The sequence below is a fragment of the Fusobacterium ulcerans genome (genome assembly GCF_003019675.1).
In the GTDB taxonomy this organism is placed as follows: domain Bacteria; phylum Fusobacteriota; class Fusobacteriia; order Fusobacteriales; family Fusobacteriaceae; genus Fusobacterium_A; species Fusobacterium_A ulcerans.
Genome location: NZ_CP028105.1, coordinates 1300618 through 1318821, shown reverse-complemented (window position 1 = coordinate 1318821; position 18204 = coordinate 1300618). Strand labels below are relative to the sequence as shown.

Sequence of the window (18204 nt, the reverse complement as noted above, 5' to 3'; positions counted from 1 at the left end):
ATTACAGGAGAAAACTATGGATATAAAAAAATATATCGATACACATTTTGATGAAGTATTGAAAAGTATCATTGAAATTATAAGAATAAAAACAGTAAAAGCAGATAGAGCAGGAGATGCACCTTATGGAGAGGAACTAAAAAAAGGACTTAACAAGGTGTTGGAAATTGCTCAAGGGCTTGGTTTTAAAGTAAAAAATCTGGATAACTATATTGGTTATGCAGAATATGGAGAGGGAGAAGAATACATTGCCATATTAGGTCATATAGACGTAGTTCCTGAAGGGGATGAAGCTAGTTGGAGTGTACCTCCATATGAAGGATGTGTAGTGAATAATCAGCTAACAGCAAGAGGAGCTATTGATAATAAAGCTCCTATCATATCAGCTTTGTATTCTTTGAAAGCGGTAGTAGATACTCATCCAGAATTTAATAAAAGAGTAAGAATAATATTTGGAACTAACGAAGAGAGCGGAGATGAGGATATCAAATATTATCTTGCAAGAGAAAAAGAACCAAAATATGCTTTTACACCAGATGGAAGATTTCCAGTGATATTTTCTGAAAAGGGGATATATACATTTTCATTTAGAAAAAAAATTCAATGGAAAGATTCAAAGATTGTAGAAATAAAAGCAGGAACAAGATCAAATATAGTACCAGAAAAGTGTATAGCTAAGGTAAGAAATATATCTAAAGAGACTGTAGAAACAGCTCTTAAAAAGATGAGATCTTTAACTAAAGCTGAATATACTGTGAACTATGAAGGAGATACTACAGAAATTATCTGTACAGGAGTCTCTGCTCATGCTAGTTCACCTCATAAAGGAGTTAATGCTCTTTTGGGAATGTATAAATTCCTTAATCTGATCATTGGGAAAGAGGATGCAGCAAAAGGATTTATATCATTTATTTCAGGTTATATTGGTGAAAGTTCAGATGGAGAAAAACTAGGGATTAAAACTGTCAATGAAGAAGTAGGAAATCTCACTATAAGTGCAGGAATAACAAATATTCTAAATGATGAATTGTTTGTAAAATTTAATATAAGATATCCAGCATCTATAGATGAAAAAACTCTTGATTTAAGATTGAAAACAGCAGGAAAAAAGGGAGGTATTGTATTTTTTAAAGAAAATCATAATGCACCTCTTTATTTTGAGAAAACTCATCCATTAGTAAAAGAATTACAAGAGATATATGTAAATGTAACAGGAAGGGATGAGGAACCTGCTGCATTAGGAGGAGGGACTTATGCTAAGCTGATGCCAAATACAGTAGCATTTGGACCTAATTTCAAAGAATATAATGGAAAACCTCACAGCTTTGATGAATGCATGGACTTGGATATGTTGAAACAGGGAATGGAAATATATGCAAGAGCTATATTAAAACTTGGGGCATTAATAAAATAAAAAAAGTCAAATGGTTGAAAGAAAGCATCTTTCAACCATTTTTTATCTATAAATATAATCTATTTTTAGTTAAATTTAGATCTTCTTCTATTTTTTTTAATTTTATTTTGCTCACATATAATATAGAGAAATCTCTAAAAATTATAGTTTCCTCTTTATAATCTATGTATCTAATTAAGCTTGTGTTAATTATGGTCCCTCTTTCAATTTTATAAAAACTATTTATTGTTTCTAGTTTTTCTTCAATGATAGAAAAATTTTCTTTCAAGGTAAAGACTTCTTTATTAGTTAAGTGAAATTGAATTCTTCGTGTTGTTCTGCAATAACTTATATATGTTACTTCTGAAAAGTCAATGATTCCTTTTTTCTGATTATCATTTAGATAGAATTGAGTATATTTTTGTTTGGAATAAATTAATTTTTCAATAGATTTTTCAATTTCATAGATCTCATGTTTTAAAATACAATCTGCAACATAATTTGATAAGAATAAAGTTCTCATTTCTTTAATATTATTTTTTCCTAAAACAACTATAACAGGAATTCCCTTTTTATAATTAGCTTTTATTTTATCTGTAATATTTTCGGTGTCGATATCTATTATAAATATTTCAAAGCTGCTACTTTCACGTTTAGTATTTATAAATTCATAATCCAGCATCTCCTTTAAAAGAATAATAAGCTTTTCATCTATATCTACCCCTATTTTAATCATCAAAACTCAACTCCTTGTAAATGGAATTAAGTTTTATATTATTGGCTATACCTGCAACTTTTTCAGATATTCCTATTAGATATTTTATATTTTCAATATCCATTTCATATTCATATTCTTCAATAAATATAGCACCAACATAAGGATTTCCATTAAAAGCTAATCTTATTCCAGTAGAATAATTTTCTTTTCTTATATTTTCCTTTTTTATAAATAAATTATTTTCACAAAGATCTAAACTAGTTAAATATTCAAGAATTTCTTTTTCATCGATAAAAATTTTAACCAGCACTGATTTGACTTTCAAATTTTTTTTAAGTTCTTTTTCAAGTTCTTCTTCAAATTCGGATCTATTTTGTACCAGACATAATTTGGTGTAAGATTTTTCAAGTATTTCAGTCTTTACAAAGAGTATTTTTTCAAATGTCATTGTATAGAAATCCAGAATAAATATGGTTATTAAAATAATTCCAGGTTCCAATAAAGTTTTGAAATAAAATAGGGTTATATAGGCGATTGTAAATCCCAAAAGATATCGAACAACTCTACTTATATTAGGAGTGTATATTTTTAAGCTTACAAATACCAACCCCCAGTATATACACATATATTCTATTAATTTAATAAAAGAGTACAGATTAATAAATTTAGGAAAAGCAATATAAAAAAATTCCATAAATAAATATAAAAATATAACTGAAAAATAATAAAATTTATATGGGGAAACAGTAAATCTTTTATTTATTAATAAATTAAGCATAATAACCAATAGAATAATTCTTCTCAAATTAATAAACTGATACATCTTTCTTAGAAAAGTTAATAAAATTTCATGAGTACTTAATATATATGTATAAATTTGTGGAGATAATAAGTTTATTGCTATAAGCGTATAATAAACAAAAGAAAGAGCAGTTAATACATAAACAAGGTATTTTATTTTTTTATATTTTTTATTCATGCGGTTATTTAAAATATAAAAAATTATTAAAAAACCTAATGCAGCAGATATAAAAAACTCCAGGAATTTTATAAAATCAGTTTGAAAATTACCTCTGAAACTAAATAATATTTTTAAAATCAAGATAAAAAAAGCTGAATTAAGTATTTTATCTTTTTTTATTTCTTTATTTGTTTTTATATAAATAAAAATATTTAAAATTATAAGTGTCAGAGTGATAAGATTTAATGCTATTTTCTGTTTCTTTGAAAAGGTATCTCCTTGAAGAGTTATTATTATTTTTTTCCAATTATCATCTTTTATAAAAGATACATATTTTTCTTGATTGTCATAATTGATTTCTAATATGTATTCTCCATTAGGAACATTGAAAAAAATTTTTCCATTTAAAAAATTTCTCATTTCAAAATTCATCTTCTCGCCATCAGGAGAAAGAATAGAATATTCACCAATATTTCTATCTAAAACTTCAATATATTTTATCTTAGGGACTACATATATAAAGTCTTTTTCATTGTGAGAAATAAATTTTAAAAATATGCTTAGAGAAGCAACCAAAATAATTATGAATACCAATATTTTTTTATACATCTTAATTCTCCTTTAACATGGAATAATTAATAATCTTAATTAGTTATATCAACTTATTATAAATAAGTAAAGTTTTTTTTGAAATGTTAACTGTATAAATGACGATATCTTTAAAATATTTCATCTTAAAGGTATATATTGAAAATTAAAATACTTTTTTTATTTTTGTACAATGTTTTTTGTGCGAAAAAGTGATAAGTTTGTGTGTTGAAAGGAAATTTGGCTTCATATTGAGTTATAATTAGAAAAAGTATTTTAAAACATATAAATACAAAAATAGTAAAGTAAGCATAAATATAATTTTTATAATATTAGGATTAAAATATGTGATTTATAAAAATAAAAATTATTAAATTAAATATCGAGGAGGAAAAATAATGAAAATCAGTAAAACTTTATTAGGGGTAACAGGAATTATGTTTATAAGCAGTCAAGTTTTTGCAGAAAAAGATGATACTAATGTATATTTAAGATTAGGAGGAAGTGTATATGAAAAATATAAAACTTATAATGACAAAGGATATCAAATAGGAGATAAAAATGCTGAAGCTGCTGTAGTAAGTTTTGCAGTAGAAGTCACAAAGGAAATTTCAGAAGAATTTGAAATAGGAATAGGGATAGGAGCACAGTATTTTGATAAGTCACTGACAGATACAAGACGTTATTCTGGAAACAAAGTGTCCCTAGAACAACAAATGCCAGATTATAAATCAGTACCAATTTATTTAGTGACAAAATATAATTTTGATAGAATTGGAAACTGGAGACCATATTTAAAATGGAATATTGGGTACTCTTTCAATAAATTTAAAGATGATTTCAAAGGAAAAATGACAGATATAAATACAGGATTAAAAAAAGATTACTCACATAAAGTAAAAGCAGATAATGGAGTTTATTTAGGAATGGGAGGAGGAGTAGAATATAAAAATTTTCTAATAGATTTAATGTATGAAATAAATAAATTCAAGATAAAAATAGATGGAGAATCAGATAAAAGAGATTATGATTCACAAAGAATTACATTATCAATAGGATATAGATTTAATTTTTAACTTTTATAAATAAATAGATGGAGGAGAAGAGTTGCAGCTTAGTTTTACTATACAAATATTACAGCTATATTTTAATATTATAAAAAATGGAAAAGGTAAGGGGGAGATAAATACATTAAAAAAGCAAATAAAATTTATTTTTAGGACAATAGTTTATCTTCCTTCTTCTTTGAAAGTAGGAGAATTTATACTAAAGCATAAAGAATTAAAAGATAATATTTTTAATTATCCAATGTTGGTTAGTAAGGTGCATCGCCCATATTTGATTAAAGGTCTAAATTCACATGAAAAAGCAGAGAGTATTATAGAAAGTTATAATTTTATAGATGATTTTTTTCCTGCTAAATTGAGCCATGAATTATATGAAAAAGGAAAACTTTTGTTAAGTAGTTTTTCTGTCAAAGATGACTCTTTCTTTAAAATATACCTTTGTATATATACCAATTTTGATAAAGAAGGAGAAATTAATATAAAATTAGCAGATTCATATGAAAATATAATTGGAACTCTAACTTTTGGTATTATAAAACAGAAAGAGAAAAAGACAATCTTGATTGGGGGATTACAAGGAGCTTCAAAAGAACTGAATGAAGAATATATAAAAAACTGTACTAAAAATATGTATGGTTTATTTCCTAAAAAGCTTTTATTTGAAGTTCTTTGTTTTTTAGAGAAAACTCTAAAAACTAATTTTATGAAAGCAGCAACAGGTAATTTTACTCATATATATACATCTGAAAGATATACTTCAAGAAGAAAAATTCTCTCTGATTATGATTCGTTTTGGAAATCATTAAATGCTTTTCAAGAAAAAAATAAACTGTGGTATTTTACTGAATCTATAAAAAGAAAATCTCTGGAAGAAATACCAAGTAAAAAAAGAAATCAATATCAAAAAAGATATAGGCTTCTTGACAATATTGAAAGAGATATTTTGAATAAATTTAAAGGAGAAGATAATGAAAATACTTATAATACGTTTTAAACAAATAGGAGATGCTGTTTTAAGTTCAGTTATATGTAACACCCTTAAAAAGAGTTTTCCTGATGCTGAAATTGATTATGTAGTATATGAGCATATTGCTCCTTTATTTAAAAATCATCCATATATTGATAATGTTATTTCAATAACTAAAGAAGAACAGAAAAACTTTTTTAAATATATAATCAAAGTATGGAAAGTAACAAGAAAAAAATATGACATAATAATAGATATAATGTCTACTCCCAAAAGTGAATTTTTTACTTTGTTTTCTTTAAAAAGTAAATATAGAATAGGGAGAAGAAAAATGTATAGAGGTTTTACATATACTCATAAAATTTCTGAACCTATTGATTCAAAAGATAAAGTTGATAAATTTTTAAAAATGCTGGATCCATTAGCAGAAAATTATAAAATTTTATATGATAATAATTATGTAATCCAGATAGAGGAAAAAGAAAAGGAATATATGAGAAAAAAAATGGAAGAATCAGGAATAAATTTTTCTAATCCAATCTTTATATGTGCTATAAATTCAAGGCGTTCAGAAAAAGTTTATCCTCTTAATAAAATGGAATGTGTTATTAAAAAAGTAATAGAAGAACTGAATCCACAAATTATATTATTTTATTCTCCATCAGAGAAAGAGTTTGCCAAAAACTTTCATTCTAGATTAGCTGACAGCAAAAATATCTTTTCAAATATAGAAACTGCTTCAATAAGAGAACTAGCAATGCTTATCTCAAATTGTGACATATTTTTTGGAAACGAAGGTGGGCCAAGACATATAGCCCAAAGTTTAGATATTCCAAGTTTTGCTATCTTTAGTTCTAAAAGCAGTAAAAAAGAGTGGCTGGCTAATCCAAGTAAAAAACATCAAGGTGTAGAACCTAGAGACATTTATCCAGAGTGTCATCTTCTAAGTTATAAAGATTGTTATTCGTTAATTAAGCCAGACTATGTTGTTGACAAAATTAAAGAACTATATTTACAATACTGTAGAAGTATGTAATAAAAAATGAAGATTTTTTTCAATATCAGCTACATCAGTTTAAAGATAATAGAAACTTTTCTCTTTATAAAACTTTTTTATCAATTAAATAATATGCTATTTTTGCAATAATTTAAATTTTTATCTTTTTAACATAGATTAGATTTATAACTAAAATGTGAAGTTCAAAGATATAAATTTGAAATCAAAGAATAAAAATGTTATTATGCAGATAAAGAAGAGAAAAATTTTATACAGGAGAAAAAATGAGTGAAATATGGAATCCCTGGCATGGCTGTTATAAGAAAAGTGAAGGTTGCTTAAACTGCTATATGTACTATCTGGATGCTCAGAGAGGACAGAGGAGCGATGTAATATATAAAGTAAAAAATAATTTTAACTTTCCCTTGAAAAAAGATAGAAAAGGAAACTATAAGATAAAGAAAGGAACTCTTCTCTATACATGTATGACTTCAGATTTTTTTCTTGAGGAAGCTGATGAATGGAGAAAAGAGATATGGGATATGATTAGGATCCGAACTGATGTGATTTTCTGGATACTTACAAAAAGACCTGAACGAATAGAAGAGGCCCTTCCATCTGACTGGGGAGAGGGGTGGGACAATGTATGTATCAATGTTACAGTGGAAAATCAAAAAAGAGCAGATGAGAGGATACCTATTCTTTTGGAACTTCCTTTTAAATATAAAGGAGTGGTAGCAGCTCCTATTTTAGGAAGTATAAATATAGAAAAATATCTAAAAACTGGGATAATAAATGATGTAAGTGCTAGTGGAGAAAATTATGCTGGAGCCAGGTCTTGTGACTATGATTGGATAAAAAATCTTTATGAACAGTGTAGCTTATATGATACAACTTTTAATTTTTTTGAAACAGGAGAATATTTTATAAAAAATGGAAAAAAATATCATATACCTAAAAAATTACAAAAGGAACAGGCAGAAAAATCAGGATTAAATTATAGAGGAAAGAAGTCTTCAATAATACTTAAAGAAATAGAGAAAGATGAACAGATGCAGCTTTTTAATATTAAAAATAATTAATCGTAAATTTTCAAAAAAAGATTGGATTATAAAGATATTTGTATTATAATATATTTCTATAATCAAATTATACTAGGAGGAATTTATGAGAGAAAAAATTGAAGAAATATTGAAAACTGAAGAAGGAGTATCTTTAGCCAAAATTTCTAAAGACTTGGGGATATCATTTATAGAAGTATTGAGACAGGCACCAGCACCAACTGTAAGAAAATATGATGTATCAAAACTAGATGAACTTTTTGATATATTAAGAAGTTGGGAAAAAGTATTTTTATTAGTTGTAACACCTAGTTTTGTTTTAGAAATAAAAGATAAATTTCCAAAGGGGTTCTATTCTCATGGATTTTTAAATTTTCATGATGAAACCTCTTCAATAGGTGGACATTTATCAGCTTCTAAGATAAAAGAAATATTTGTTGTAGAAGATATGATGTATGGAAGAAAAAGCTGTTCAATTAAATTTTATGGAGAAGATGAGAAAGAGATATTTGCCATTTATGTTCCTAGAGATGAAAAGAAAGAGCTTATAAAAGAATGTTTAGAAAGCTTTAATAAACTATAATTAATAAAACAACTTGGAGGTGGCATAATGAGAAAAAGTTTATTAATACTTACAATAATGAGCAGTATTATTTCATATAGTGCAGAATTTAGAGATGGACTTTATAGAGGAGTATTTGTATCAGGACAGGAAACACAGGTTGAAGTGCAGTTTAATTTAAAAGATGATACTGTGAAGAATCCTAAGTATAGAACACTTGCATATAAAGGAACAGATTATTTGAAGGAAAAATCAGTAGCTGATCAAAAAGAAAAATATGAAAATATTCTAAAATTTACAGAAGGAAAAAAACTGAAAGAGGTTTTAGAAAAACTTTATAAACCAGAGGAGATAGAAGTGGCAGGAGCTTCTGTAAGAGGTACTAAAATAAGGGCTGCAATGCAGAATGCTGTAAATAGTGGAGTATATAAACCTGATTAAAATAAATTAATTGAAATGAATCTAAACTATTGGATGAAATATGGTAGTTCAGATTCATTTTTTTATATAATAATCAAGAATAGTTATTTAATGGTTATTGCCTTTATTTGTTTTTTTATAACTAATAAAGTATAATATTTTTGAAAAATGTGTTTGAATTAAAAAGTAATAGTTGTAAAAATAAAAAAAACGTGTTATTCTAATTATAATTATATATAATTAGATGGAGGTGGTAAAGAACAATCAAGACAAAGTAAATTATAAATCAATTTTAGGAGGGGGAAAAATGAATAAATATGAGGAAGCTATGAAATTATTAGAGAAGCAAGTAGGGAATAAAGATGGATTAATAACTCTTTCTACTATTTCGTTAGAAACAGGAATTGATGGAAGAAGTAAACCTGCTTCTCGTATTGTAGATGCATACTATGAAGATGGAGCTTTTTATATTGTTACTTATGCAACTTCAAATAAGATGTTGGAATTATTAAAAAATCCTGAAGTAGCCATTTGTGTCATTGTAGAAAACTTTACAGCTGATGGTATTGGAGAAAACTTAGGCTGGGTATGTGATGAAAAAAATGTAGAAATGATGACAAAGCTGAGAGAAATATTTGCTGCTTGGTATAATGAAGCAAATAATGATGAAGATTCAAATACATGTTTATTGCGTATTTCTTTAACAAAAGGATTATGGAATGACCCTCATGCAGAAGTTAGAACTGAAATTGATTTTATTAATAAAATAGTTAATTAAATATTTTCTGGACTAATAAATTTTACATTAAAGAAGTAGTATTTTATTGAAAAAATTAAAATTTTAAAAATATATTAATATAAAGTTTAAAATAGAAATATTGAATAAAAAATTAATAAAAAGCAGAAATTTTGTGTATAGTACGAAATTTCTGCTTTTATATTTTTATAATTGATTTTGATTAGGAAGAGTTTTATTATATTCAAATCTGGCTTTCATTCCAGCAGTTCTCATTTTTCCTCTTTCAGTACTTATTTCTGTGTTAAGTTTTTCAACTTTATTCCAGTCAGGACTGTCTTTAAGCAGTTCTTTTTTTATTTCTAATCTTTTTTCTTCAATAAGAATACTGCTTTTTTCAAATTCAGGACTTCTTTTAAAATTCATATGATTTGAAGATGTTTGACAAGAACTATTTCCAAAATTATGCATTCTTCCATCAGAATCATTCCAATTTTTATGTCCTCTTGCAAATGAAGTAGCTCCTAAAGCCAATAACATAACTCCAACAACAGCTAATTTTTTCATATTTATCACTCCTATAAGTTTTTTCTTTATGCAGTAATAATAACAGATAATTATGACTTGAATATGTCAGAGCTTATTTTAAAACTAAGAATAAAAAAAATTATAATATATCTTTATTACTAGAAATAACTAAATAAAATTTAAAGTATAAAAAATTCATGTCCGAAAACAGCTGATTTTTTTTAGGAAAGAATGATATAATTATAAAAAAGGAGGTGAAGTGATGCTGAAAGATAAAAAATATGCATGGTATATGGCATTTAAAGCAAAAGATGTCAGGTTTGATGGACGTTTTTTTGTAGGCGTATCATCTACAAAGGTATATTGCCGTCCAGTATGTAGAGCAAAAATGCCAAAGTTTGAAAATTGTACTTTTTATTCAACAGCAGCAGAAGCAGAACAGGCGGGATATCGTCCATGTCTGATATGCAGACCTGAGCTTGCACCAGGAACTTCTGTTACAGATGCAACAGCTTCTCTTTTACAGCGAGCAGTAAAAACATTAGAAAAAGAATGTGGAAATGGAGACAGTATAGAGGAAACTGCCAGTCATCTTGGATGTACATCTCGTCATCTTCGGAGGGCATTTGCAACAGAATATAATGTGACACCAACACAATATTTACAAACCTGTAGGCTGCTTCTTGCAAAAAGTCTGCTTACTGATACAAATTTGTCGGTTCTTGAAGTTGCAATATCTTCTGGCTTCGGTAGTTTAAGACGTTTTAATGATGTCTTTAAAAAACAATATAAGCTTGTGCCTACAGCCTTACGAAAACAAGGAGGAAATAAAAAGAAACAAACAGATGAAATAACTTTAGCATTAGGATATCGCCCTCCTTATCAATGGGAACATATATTAAATTTTCTTGCTTTACGTGCTATTCCTGGAGTTGAAACAGTAAAAGAGGGAAAATATTATCGCACTGTACATTTTCTAAATGGAGAAAAACATATATACAGCTGGATACAGGCAGAAAATCAACCAGAGAAAAATACTATAGCAGTTACAATGCCAGCTGAACTTCTACCTGTGCTGTCACAAGTACTAGCTAAAGTTAGGAATTTATTTGATTTATCCTGTGATCCATATGCAGTATATGAAGGACTGATGAAAATGAATAATATACAGCCTAATATCTGTACCTTAGGCATTCGTGTTCCTGGATGTTTCGATCCTTTTGAAATGTCAGTGAGAGCAGTTTTAGGGCAGCAAATTACTATAAAGGCAGCAAAAACACTGGCAGCAAGAATTACAGAAAAATTTGGTGTAACTATTGAAACTGGAATAGAAGGATTGACTCATATTTTTCCAGAACCAGAGGATATTTATAAGTTGAAAGATAAAATTACTGATTCTCTTGGAGAATTAGGAATAATTAAAACAAGAGCAAAAACAATTTTAGAACTTGCTTCAGCATTTGTAAATAAGGAGATAGATTTTAATTTTTGTATTCATCCAGAAGAGGAAATAAAAAAATTGATGAAGATTTCAGGAATAGGAAACTGGACAGCACAATATATTGCTATGCGTGCTATGGGATTGACTGATGCATTTTTAGAGACAGATTATGGAGTAAAAAAAGCACTGCCATCATATACTCCAAAAGAAATATTGACTTTAGCAGAAGCATGGCGTCCTTGGAGAAGTTATGCAGTGGTTAATTTATGGAATTCATTATGAGGGAATGAGGAGGAAAAATGTACTATTCAACGAATTATATATCGCCTTTAGGAAAAATTTTATTAGCAAGTGATGGGAATAATCTTATTGGATTATGGTTTGAGGAACAAAAATATTATGCTGCTACTATCAAAGAAAATATAGCAGATAATTCACAACTTCCAGTATTTAATATTACAAAGAAGTGGTTGGATAGATATTTCAATGGAGAAGAACCAAATATTTCGGAAATTCCCTTATCTCCTAAAGGAGGAGAATTCAGAAAAATTATATGGGATATTTTATCTGAAATTCCTTATGGAAAAACTATAACTTATGGAGAAATAGCAGAGAAGGCAACTAAGAAAATGGGAAAAGAAAGAATGTCCAGTCAGGCAGTTGGAGGGGCAGTGGGGCATAATCCTATTTCTATCATTATACCATGTCATCGTGTTGTAGGTAAAAATGGAAGTTTAACAGGATATGCTGGTGGGATTGATAAAAAGATTAAATTATTAGAACTTGAAAAGGTTGATACATCACACTTTTTTGTTCCTACTAAAGGGACAGCACTTTGAAAATATCAAGAAATGAGGAAACTATGAAAAAGATTAAAATACTCTTTATTTTTCTGATATTTTGCAGCTTTAATTTAAAAATAAACAGTCAGGAAATAGATAAAGAAGTTAAAACAATACATATATTTGTAGCTCTTTGTGATAATAAAAATCAGGGGATAGTAAAAGTTCCAGAGAAAATAGGAAATGGACAGGATCCAGAAAATAATCTTTACTGGGGCTGTGCTTATGGAATAAAAACATATTTTAAAAGAAGCAAAGAATGGAAACTTCTAAAAACAGAAAAATCAGACTCAGTGATTTTAGAAAGGGTTATATTTAAACATAAAACAAAAAATTACTATATAATTGCAGATGCCTATGATGGAAAATATATAAAAGAATGTACAAAAGATTTTTTAAGTGCCAGTTCTGGAATAACCAAAAGTAAAATCAAAATAAATGATAAAACTATTGGAACAGATGGAAATGCAGAGTTAATATCATATATTGGTCATAATGGACTTATGGATTTTAATATTAGAAATAAGTATATAAATAAAGATAAGAAAAAAAGAGATGTTATTACACTTGCATGTTACAGCAAACTTTATTTTCCTAAACATTTAAAGTCAGCAAATGTTAATCCCTTATTGTGGACAACAGGGCGAATGGCTCCAGAAGCTTATACTATACATGATGCAATAAATGGATATTTAAATAATGAGGATAATGAAAAGATAAGAGAAAGAGGTGCATTAGCTTACTCAAAATATCAAAAATGCAGTAAGAAAGCAGCTAATAATTTATTGGTAACTGGGTGGTAGGAGAAAATTTAATACCAGATATCAACTGATAAAAAATATATGAAAAAAGAGATTGATGAATACTTCAGTCTCTTTTTTATTTCAAAGACTAATTTAAATGTAACTAAAGTTTTTACTCTTATTATACATTAATTTTATATTCTATTTACATATGGTTGCTAAAATTTCAATATAAAAATAATAAATATTAAATATAAGGGGAGATTTAGTTGAAAATAAAAAAAGATAATTATATGATTATACTTTTAGTTCCAGCTATGAGTATTTTTACTGTATTTGTTTTCTGGCCCATATTGAGAACTATCTATCTTAGTTTCTTTGATTGGAATATGATAAGCAGGAATAAAAAATTTGTGATGCTGGATAACTATACAGGTATATTGACTGATCCAGTTATATATAAATCACTGGGAAATACATTTTTATACATAATATTTTTAGGGATATTTAATTTTATATTACCTTATATATTTGCCTATGCCCTAGCCTTACTTATCAGCAAATTGAAAAGTTTTTATCGAGCAATGATATTTTTTCCAAGTATAATTTCTCTGGTGGTAGCATCTTTAATATTTTTATGGCTTTTTAATCCTATGTCAGGACCTATATCAAAGGTCTATGAGATATTTGGAATAGAATCTCCATTTTGGTTGAAAACTAATGGGTTAGTAATTCTTTTGGTAAGTATAATAACAGCATGGAAGATATTTGGGTACAATCTGATACTTCTTTTAGCAGGGATACTTGAAGTTCCTGCTGAGCTGATAGAAAGTGCAAAAATAGATAAACTTTCTAACTTTCAGATATTTATATATATAGTACTTCCTATGACATCTTCTACAGCTTTATATGTGTCAATAATGACAGTGGTATATGGACTTCAGCAGGTCTTTGTTCCCATAAATGTTCTTACTCAGGGAGGACCGAATAATGGAAGTACCAATCTGGTATATAGTATATATCAATATGCTTTTACTTTCTTTCAGACAGGAAGAGCTTCAGCACTTGCTATAATTACAACTCTGTTTTTCTTTATATTAATAAGTCTGAAAATAAAAATATTGGAAAAGGGAGTTTATTATGAAAACTAAAGAAAGAAAATGGCATATACTATTTTTTATAATAATTTTGTTACAGATATTTCCATTGATATATATGCTTTCTATATCATTAAAGAGCATGGATCAGGTATTTTCTGAACCTTTGAAACTTATTCCATCAGTAATTACATTTGAAAACTATAAGCATATCTGGAAGAACGTTCCAATAATCAAATATATATGGAATACTTTCTTTATTTCTGCAATGGTCACTTTTGGAAAAATAATTACAAGCATTATGGCAGCTTATGTAATGACATACAAGGACTTTAAGGGAAAGAAAATAATATATTCAATGATATTAGTTACTTTATTTATCCCTTTTACAGTAACAATGATTCCAAACTATTTAACAGTGTCAAAGTTAGGAATACTGGATACAAGTTTTGGAGTGATTCTTCCACAATTAGGAGATGCTTTGGGAATACTTCTTATGATGCAGAATATGAGAGGAATACCAAAATCACTTTTAGAAGTGGCAAAAATAGATAATATATCTGAAACAAGAACTTTAATACATCTTATAATACCTATGATAAAAAATTCTATAATAGCAATGGGAATATTATTTTTTATCAACTCATGGAATGAATATTTCTGGCCTTTGATAATATTAAGCAGTAAAGAAAACTATACGTTATCTCTTGCTTTACAGATGTTCATAAGTTCAGAAGGGGGGAATAACTGGGGAATAACTATGGCAATAGCAGGAATGACAATAATTTTTCCAATAATTCTCTATATATTTTGCCAGAGAATGATAATGACAAGTTTTGTTAAATCGGGAATAAAAGGATAACTAAAAGGAGAAAAAATGAGCAGTATAGTATTTAAAAATGTATGTAAGAATTATGGGAATACACAAGTAGTAAAAAATCTTAATTTAGAAATTAATCCAGGGGAAAGACTTGTTCTGCTGGGACCATCAGGATGTGGAAAAAGTACTACATTGAGAATGATAGCAGGACTTGAAAAAATAACATCAGGAGAATTGTACTTTGGAGATAAAGTGATGAATGATATAGAATCTGGAGATAGAAATGTAGCAATGGTATTTCAAAATTATGCTCTTTATCCTCATATGACTGTCTGGGATAATATAACATTTGGACTTAGAATGAATAAAGTGGAAAGAGAAGAGATAGAAAAAAGAGCTAGAGAAGCTTTGAAAATATTAAATCTTGAAGGGCTAGAGAAAAGATATTCCAAGGAACTTTCAGGAGGGCAAAGGCAGAGAGTGGCACTATGCAGAGCTGTAGTAAAGCAATCTCCGTTCTTTCTCCTAGATGAGCCTCTATCAAATCTTGATGTACAGCTGAGAAATACTTCAAGAGAAGAACTTGTAAAATTACATAACCTCTATAGACCTACGTTTGTATATGTAACACATGATCAGATAGAAGCTATGACTATTGGACATAGAATAGCAGTTTTAAATAAAGGATATTTGCAGCAGATAGACACTCCAGAAAAAATATACAATAATCCAGTAAATGTATTTGTTGCTAAATTTATAGGAATACCTCAAATAAATATAATAAGAGTAAATATAAATGAAGGAGAGCTATTATTGAAAAATAATAGAATAAAAATATCTGATGAAAAAAGGAAATTTATTGAAAAAAGAAGAGAGGTATATTTAGGTATTAGACCAGAGTATGTAAAAGTTGGTAGAGAAAAATCTGAAAATAATATAAAGGGAAATATATCAAAAATAGAAAATTATGGAAGCCAGAAATGTCTCTTAATAACAATAAACGGTGAAGAAAAAATAATGGCATCTGTACCAAATGACAGTGATTTTAAAAGATATGAAGATGTGTATATAACATTATCAAAGAAAAATATGCTTTTCTTTGATATAGCTACAGAACAGAATATAGAGATGGAATAATAAAAATTTAAATAAATATTTAATAGGAGGAAAAATTTGAAAGTAAATTTAAAAAATGGGTTAATAGTAGGAACAATGTTATTTACAGCTGCATGTTCACAAGGAGAAAAGGAAGCAGCAGGAAGTACAGTACAGGAGAAAAAGCCAGTTCAAATAGAATACTGGCATGTAGCTTCAGAAACTTTTGGTGGAGGAGCTATAAAAGAATTAATTAAAGAATTTAATAATCAGAATCAAGATATACAGGTAATTGAAAAATTTAATCCAGATATGTATAAAGGGCTTACTCAAAATCTTCAGGTATCAATAGCTTCAAATAAATATCCTGCAATAGTTCAAATGGGGTATTCTTATCTTAATTATGCAAAGGATAATTTTGAGTATACAACAGCTCAAGAAGTTATAAATGAATATTTTCCAGAGGATAAAGAATTTCTTACTGAGAATTTTCTTCCTAATATTCTTGAACTAGGGCAGGTAGATGGTGAACAGGTAGGAATACCTTACTCTATAAGTAATCCTATTATGTATATTAATGCTGATTTATTTAAAGAAGCAGGACTTGATTCAGCAAATCCTCCAAAAACTTGGAAAGAGGTAGCAGAAGCAGCAATGACAATAAAAATGAAGACAGGAAATCCAGGGTTCTTTATGCAGGAATATGCTGATAACTGGGCTCAACAAGCTTTGTTAGAAGGAAATGGGGGGCAGATGCTAAAAGTAGAAAATGGAATTACAATACCTACATTTTCATCAAAAGAATCAGCAGAGGCTTATCAACTAACAGCAGATATGATAAAGAACAAATCAGCAATACATGCAAGCAATGATGAAGGATTTCAGACTTTTCTTAATGGAAAATTGGGAATGGTAGTTACAACAATTGGAAAAAGAGAAAATTTTGAATCAAGTGCTAAATTTGATTTGAGAGGAGTAAAATTTCCATTATTTGAAGGAAAAGAGAGAAAGCTTCCTGCTGGAGGAAATATGCTTATGATAATGGCAAAATCTCCAGAGGACCAAAAAGCAGCATGGAGATTTATGAAGTTTCTTTTAAGTTCTAATTCTACTGAAAAATGGACTAAAGGAACAGGATATCTTCCACCTACAATAGTAGAAAAGGGAACAGGAATAGATAAATTTCTTACTGAAAATAAATTGATGAGTGTAGCTGCAAGTCAAATGCCTGATATGGGACAATGGGCAAGTTTTTCAGGAAGCAATGGATTAAAGGCTGAGCAGATACTTATAGATGCAAGAGATATTATATTAAGTGGAGAAAAACCTGCGGATAAAGCTCTTGAAGATGCACAAAATGAAATTCTGAAACTTATGAAGTAATTAAGGAGAATGGAAAAAATATGAATAGAATATATATAAGTGATCTCATATGTGCAAGTGATAGTTATGAAGAAACAATAAATTTTTTAGAAGAAAATAAAATAAAAAACATAGAATTTTTTATAGAGCCATATGATGAAAAGCATAGCAAGAAGCTGAATAAAATTCTTGAAAATTATTCAATAGAAAATCTTTCATTTCATGGACCATACAGATATTTTAAACTTACAGTGCCAGAAGAAAAATGGAAAGAGGCACTTGAAGACTTTGAAAAGGCTATTGATATAACTCGAAAATATAGAGGAGAATTTTTAGTTCTCCATACTAATGAAGTTTTGGAAGAGAAAGTTAATAAAAATATAATAGAAAGAAGAATAGAAGAAATAGTAAAAAAAGCTAAGGAAAAATCGGTAAAAATAGCAGTAGAAAATGTGGGAATCAGTAAAAATATGCTGTATAATCAAGAAGAATATATTGAATTTATAAAAAAATATAAATTTTATTCTCTTATTGATATAGGGCATGCTTTATTAAATAACTGGAATGTGGAAAATTTAATAGGAGCATTGAAAGATGAGATAATAGGATATCATCTTCATAATAATGATGGAGAAAGGGACATGCATCAATCTGTCTTTAATGGTAAATTTGATTTAAAAAAAATACTGAAATATGTTCATGAAAAAACACCAGATGCAAATCTTGTATTGGAATATTCTGCTGTGACCTCTAAAAATGAACTCCTTGAAGATTTAAAACTGATAAATAATTTTAAGTAAAATCAA

The 18204-nt window shown here is 27.9% G+C and carries 19 protein-coding genes; 16 read left to right on the top strand and 3 right to left on the bottom strand.

Translation table 11 applies throughout. The annotated features are described in order from the left end of the window. Positions 1–16 precede the first annotated feature (16 nt). Complete coding sequence (pepV, locus tag C4N20_RS06005) at positions 17–1414, top strand: dipeptidase PepV (RefSeq protein ID WP_005978470.1); 1398 nt, start codon at positions 17–19, stop codon at positions 1412–1414. Positions 1415–1460: 46 nt separating this feature from the next. Here the strand turns inward: pepV and C4N20_RS06000 are convergent, their stop codons facing one another. Further along, complete coding sequence (locus C4N20_RS06000) at positions 1461–2129, bottom strand: LytTR family transcriptional regulator DNA-binding domain-containing protein (protein WP_005978467.1); 669 nt, start codon at positions 2127–2129, stop codon at positions 1461–1463. Further along, the gene (locus C4N20_RS05995) at positions 2122–3681 is read right to left on the bottom strand and encodes a hypothetical protein (RefSeq protein WP_005978464.1); all 1560 of its coding nucleotides are present in this window, start codon (positions 3679–3681) and stop codon (positions 2122–2124) included. Before C4N20_RS05995 ends, C4N20_RS06000 begins: the two co-directional genes overlap by 8 nt. A 377-nt stretch (positions 3682–4058) precedes the next feature. Between C4N20_RS05995 and C4N20_RS05990 the strand changes: the two genes are divergently transcribed. The 7 genes from C4N20_RS05990 (at position 4059) to C4N20_RS05960 (ending at position 9512) form a co-directional block, all read left to right on the top strand. After that, on the top strand, positions 4059–4736 hold the full coding sequence (locus C4N20_RS05990; RefSeq protein ID WP_005978461.1) for an outer membrane beta-barrel protein: 678 nt from the start codon (positions 4059–4061) through the stop codon (positions 4734–4736). 31 nt (positions 4737–4767) lie between these two features. Beyond that, positions 4768–5721: a VirK/YbjX family protein gene (locus tag C4N20_RS05985; RefSeq protein WP_005978458.1), complete on the top strand. Its 954-nt coding sequence runs from the start codon at positions 4768–4770 to the stop codon at positions 5719–5721. Further along, positions 5696–6730 carry a glycosyltransferase family 9 protein gene (locus tag C4N20_RS05980; RefSeq protein WP_005978456.1) on the top strand — a complete coding sequence of 345 codons (1035 nt, stop codon included), beginning with the start codon at positions 5696–5698 and terminating at the stop codon, positions 6728–6730. Before C4N20_RS05985 ends, C4N20_RS05980 begins: the two co-directional genes overlap by 26 nt. 245 nt (positions 6731–6975) lie before the next feature. Further along, positions 6976–7773, top strand: coding sequence for a DUF5131 family protein (locus C4N20_RS05975; protein ID WP_005978453.1), 798 nt, complete (start codon positions 6976–6978; stop codon positions 7771–7773). An 85-nt stretch (positions 7774–7858) separates the two neighbouring features. Continuing rightward, positions 7859–8335 carry a heme utilization cystosolic carrier protein HutX gene (gene hutX / locus C4N20_RS05970; protein ID WP_005978451.1) on the top strand — a complete coding sequence of 159 codons (477 nt, stop codon included), beginning with the start codon at positions 7859–7861 and terminating at the stop codon, positions 8333–8335. A 27-nt stretch (positions 8336–8362) separates the two neighbouring features. Next, a complete protein-coding gene (locus tag C4N20_RS05965; RefSeq protein WP_005978447.1) occupies positions 8363–8755 on the top strand; it encodes a hypothetical protein in 393 nt (130 codons plus the stop codon). 286 nt (positions 8756–9041) lie between these two features. Further along, on the top strand, positions 9042–9512 hold the full coding sequence (locus tag C4N20_RS05960; RefSeq protein WP_005978444.1) for a pyridoxamine 5'-phosphate oxidase family protein: 471 nt from the start codon (positions 9042–9044) through the stop codon (positions 9510–9512). Positions 9513–9677: 165 nt separating this feature from the next. On the opposite strand, the gene C4N20_RS05955 is transcribed toward C4N20_RS05960, so the two are convergent. Beyond that, complete coding sequence (locus C4N20_RS05955; RefSeq protein ID WP_005978441.1) at positions 9678–10037, bottom strand: hypothetical protein; 360 nt, start codon at positions 10035–10037, stop codon at positions 9678–9680. A gap of 223 nt (positions 10038–10260) precedes the next feature. Here C4N20_RS05955 and C4N20_RS05950 point away from each other — a divergent pair, with 223 nt between their 5' ends. The 8 genes from C4N20_RS05950 to C4N20_RS05915 all read left to right on the top strand — a co-directional run bounded on the left by C4N20_RS05950 (position 10261) and on the right by C4N20_RS05915 (position 18198). Continuing rightward, the gene (locus C4N20_RS05950; RefSeq protein WP_005978438.1) at positions 10261–11721 is read left to right on the top strand and encodes a DNA-3-methyladenine glycosylase 2 family protein; all 1461 of its coding nucleotides are present in this window, start codon (positions 10261–10263) and stop codon (positions 11719–11721) included. A gap of 17 nt (positions 11722–11738) precedes the next feature. Continuing rightward, entirely contained in the window at positions 11739–12278 is a 540-nt protein-coding gene (locus C4N20_RS05945; protein WP_005978435.1) for a methylated-DNA--[protein]-cysteine S-methyltransferase, read from the top strand. 23 nt (positions 12279–12301) lie between these two features. After that, positions 12302–13084: a hypothetical protein gene (locus C4N20_RS05940; protein ID WP_005978432.1), complete on the top strand. Its 783-nt coding sequence runs from the start codon at positions 12302–12304 to the stop codon at positions 13082–13084. Positions 13085–13293: 209 nt separating this feature from the next. Beyond that, entirely contained in the window at positions 13294–14175 is an 882-nt protein-coding gene (locus C4N20_RS05935; protein WP_005978429.1) for a carbohydrate ABC transporter permease, read from the top strand. Next, positions 14165–14983, top strand: coding sequence for a carbohydrate ABC transporter permease (locus C4N20_RS05930; protein WP_005978427.1), 819 nt, complete (start codon positions 14165–14167; stop codon positions 14981–14983). The genes C4N20_RS05935 and C4N20_RS05930 overlap by 11 nt, the downstream gene beginning before the upstream one ends. 15 nt (positions 14984–14998) lie before the next feature. Next, positions 14999–16078 (top strand): ABC transporter ATP-binding protein, encoded by a 1080-nt coding sequence (locus C4N20_RS05925; RefSeq protein ID WP_005978426.1) that lies wholly within the window; start codon positions 14999–15001, stop codon positions 16076–16078. 36 nt (positions 16079–16114) lie between these two features. Further along, positions 16115–17419 (top strand): ABC transporter substrate-binding protein, encoded by a 1305-nt coding sequence (locus C4N20_RS05920; RefSeq protein ID WP_005978424.1) that lies wholly within the window; start codon positions 16115–16117, stop codon positions 17417–17419. A gap of 20 nt (positions 17420–17439) precedes the next feature. Next, positions 17440–18198, top strand: a complete 759-nt coding sequence (locus C4N20_RS05915) for a sugar phosphate isomerase/epimerase family protein (RefSeq protein ID WP_005978423.1) — start codon at positions 17440–17442, stop codon at positions 18196–18198. The last annotated feature ends 6 nt before the right edge of the window (positions 18199–18204 follow it).

What these genes read in the sequence shown, in the direction of transcription:
- C4N20_RS05950 (WP_005978438.1), top strand. Translation starts at nt 10,261, where the DNA reads ATGCTGAAAGATAAAAAATATGCATGGTATATGGCATTTAAAGCAAAA.
- C4N20_RS05975 (WP_005978453.1), top strand. Translation starts at nt 6,976, where the DNA reads ATGAGTGAAATATGGAATCCCTGGCATGGCTGTTATAAGAAAAGTGAA.
- C4N20_RS05945 (WP_005978435.1), top strand. Translation starts at nt 11,739, where the DNA reads ATGTACTATTCAACGAATTATATATCGCCTTTAGGAAAAATTTTATTA.
- C4N20_RS05940 (WP_005978432.1), top strand. Translation starts at nt 12,302, where the DNA reads ATGAAAAAGATTAAAATACTCTTTATTTTTCTGATATTTTGCAGCTTT.
- C4N20_RS05960 (WP_005978444.1), top strand. Translation starts at nt 9,042, where the DNA reads ATGAATAAATATGAGGAAGCTATGAAATTATTAGAGAAGCAAGTAGGG.
- C4N20_RS05955 (WP_005978441.1), bottom strand. Translation starts at nt 10,037, where the DNA reads ATGAAAAAATTAGCTGTTGTTGGAGTTATGTTATTGGCTTTAGGAGCT.
- C4N20_RS06000 (WP_005978467.1), bottom strand. Translation starts at nt 2,129, where the DNA reads ATGATTAAAATAGGGGTAGATATAGATGAAAAGCTTATTATTCTTTTA.
- C4N20_RS05915 (WP_005978423.1), top strand. Translation starts at nt 17,440, where the DNA reads ATGAATAGAATATATATAAGTGATCTCATATGTGCAAGTGATAGTTAT.
- C4N20_RS05995 (WP_005978464.1), bottom strand. Translation starts at nt 3,681, where the DNA reads ATGTATAAAAAAATATTGGTATTCATAATTATTTTGGTTGCTTCTCTA.
- C4N20_RS05930 (WP_005978427.1), top strand. Translation starts at nt 14,165, where the DNA reads ATGAAAACTAAAGAAAGAAAATGGCATATACTATTTTTTATAATAATT.
- C4N20_RS05965 (WP_005978447.1), top strand. Translation starts at nt 8,363, where the DNA reads ATGAGAAAAAGTTTATTAATACTTACAATAATGAGCAGTATTATTTCA.
- C4N20_RS05990 (WP_005978461.1), top strand. Translation starts at nt 4,059, where the DNA reads ATGAAAATCAGTAAAACTTTATTAGGGGTAACAGGAATTATGTTTATA.
- pepV (WP_005978470.1), top strand. Translation starts at nt 17, where the DNA reads ATGGATATAAAAAAATATATCGATACACATTTTGATGAAGTATTGAAA.
- hutX (WP_005978451.1), top strand. Translation starts at nt 7,859, where the DNA reads ATGAGAGAAAAAATTGAAGAAATATTGAAAACTGAAGAAGGAGTATCT.
- C4N20_RS05925 (WP_005978426.1), top strand. Translation starts at nt 14,999, where the DNA reads ATGAGCAGTATAGTATTTAAAAATGTATGTAAGAATTATGGGAATACA.
- C4N20_RS05980 (WP_005978456.1), top strand. Translation starts at nt 5,696, where the DNA reads ATGAAAATACTTATAATACGTTTTAAACAAATAGGAGATGCTGTTTTA.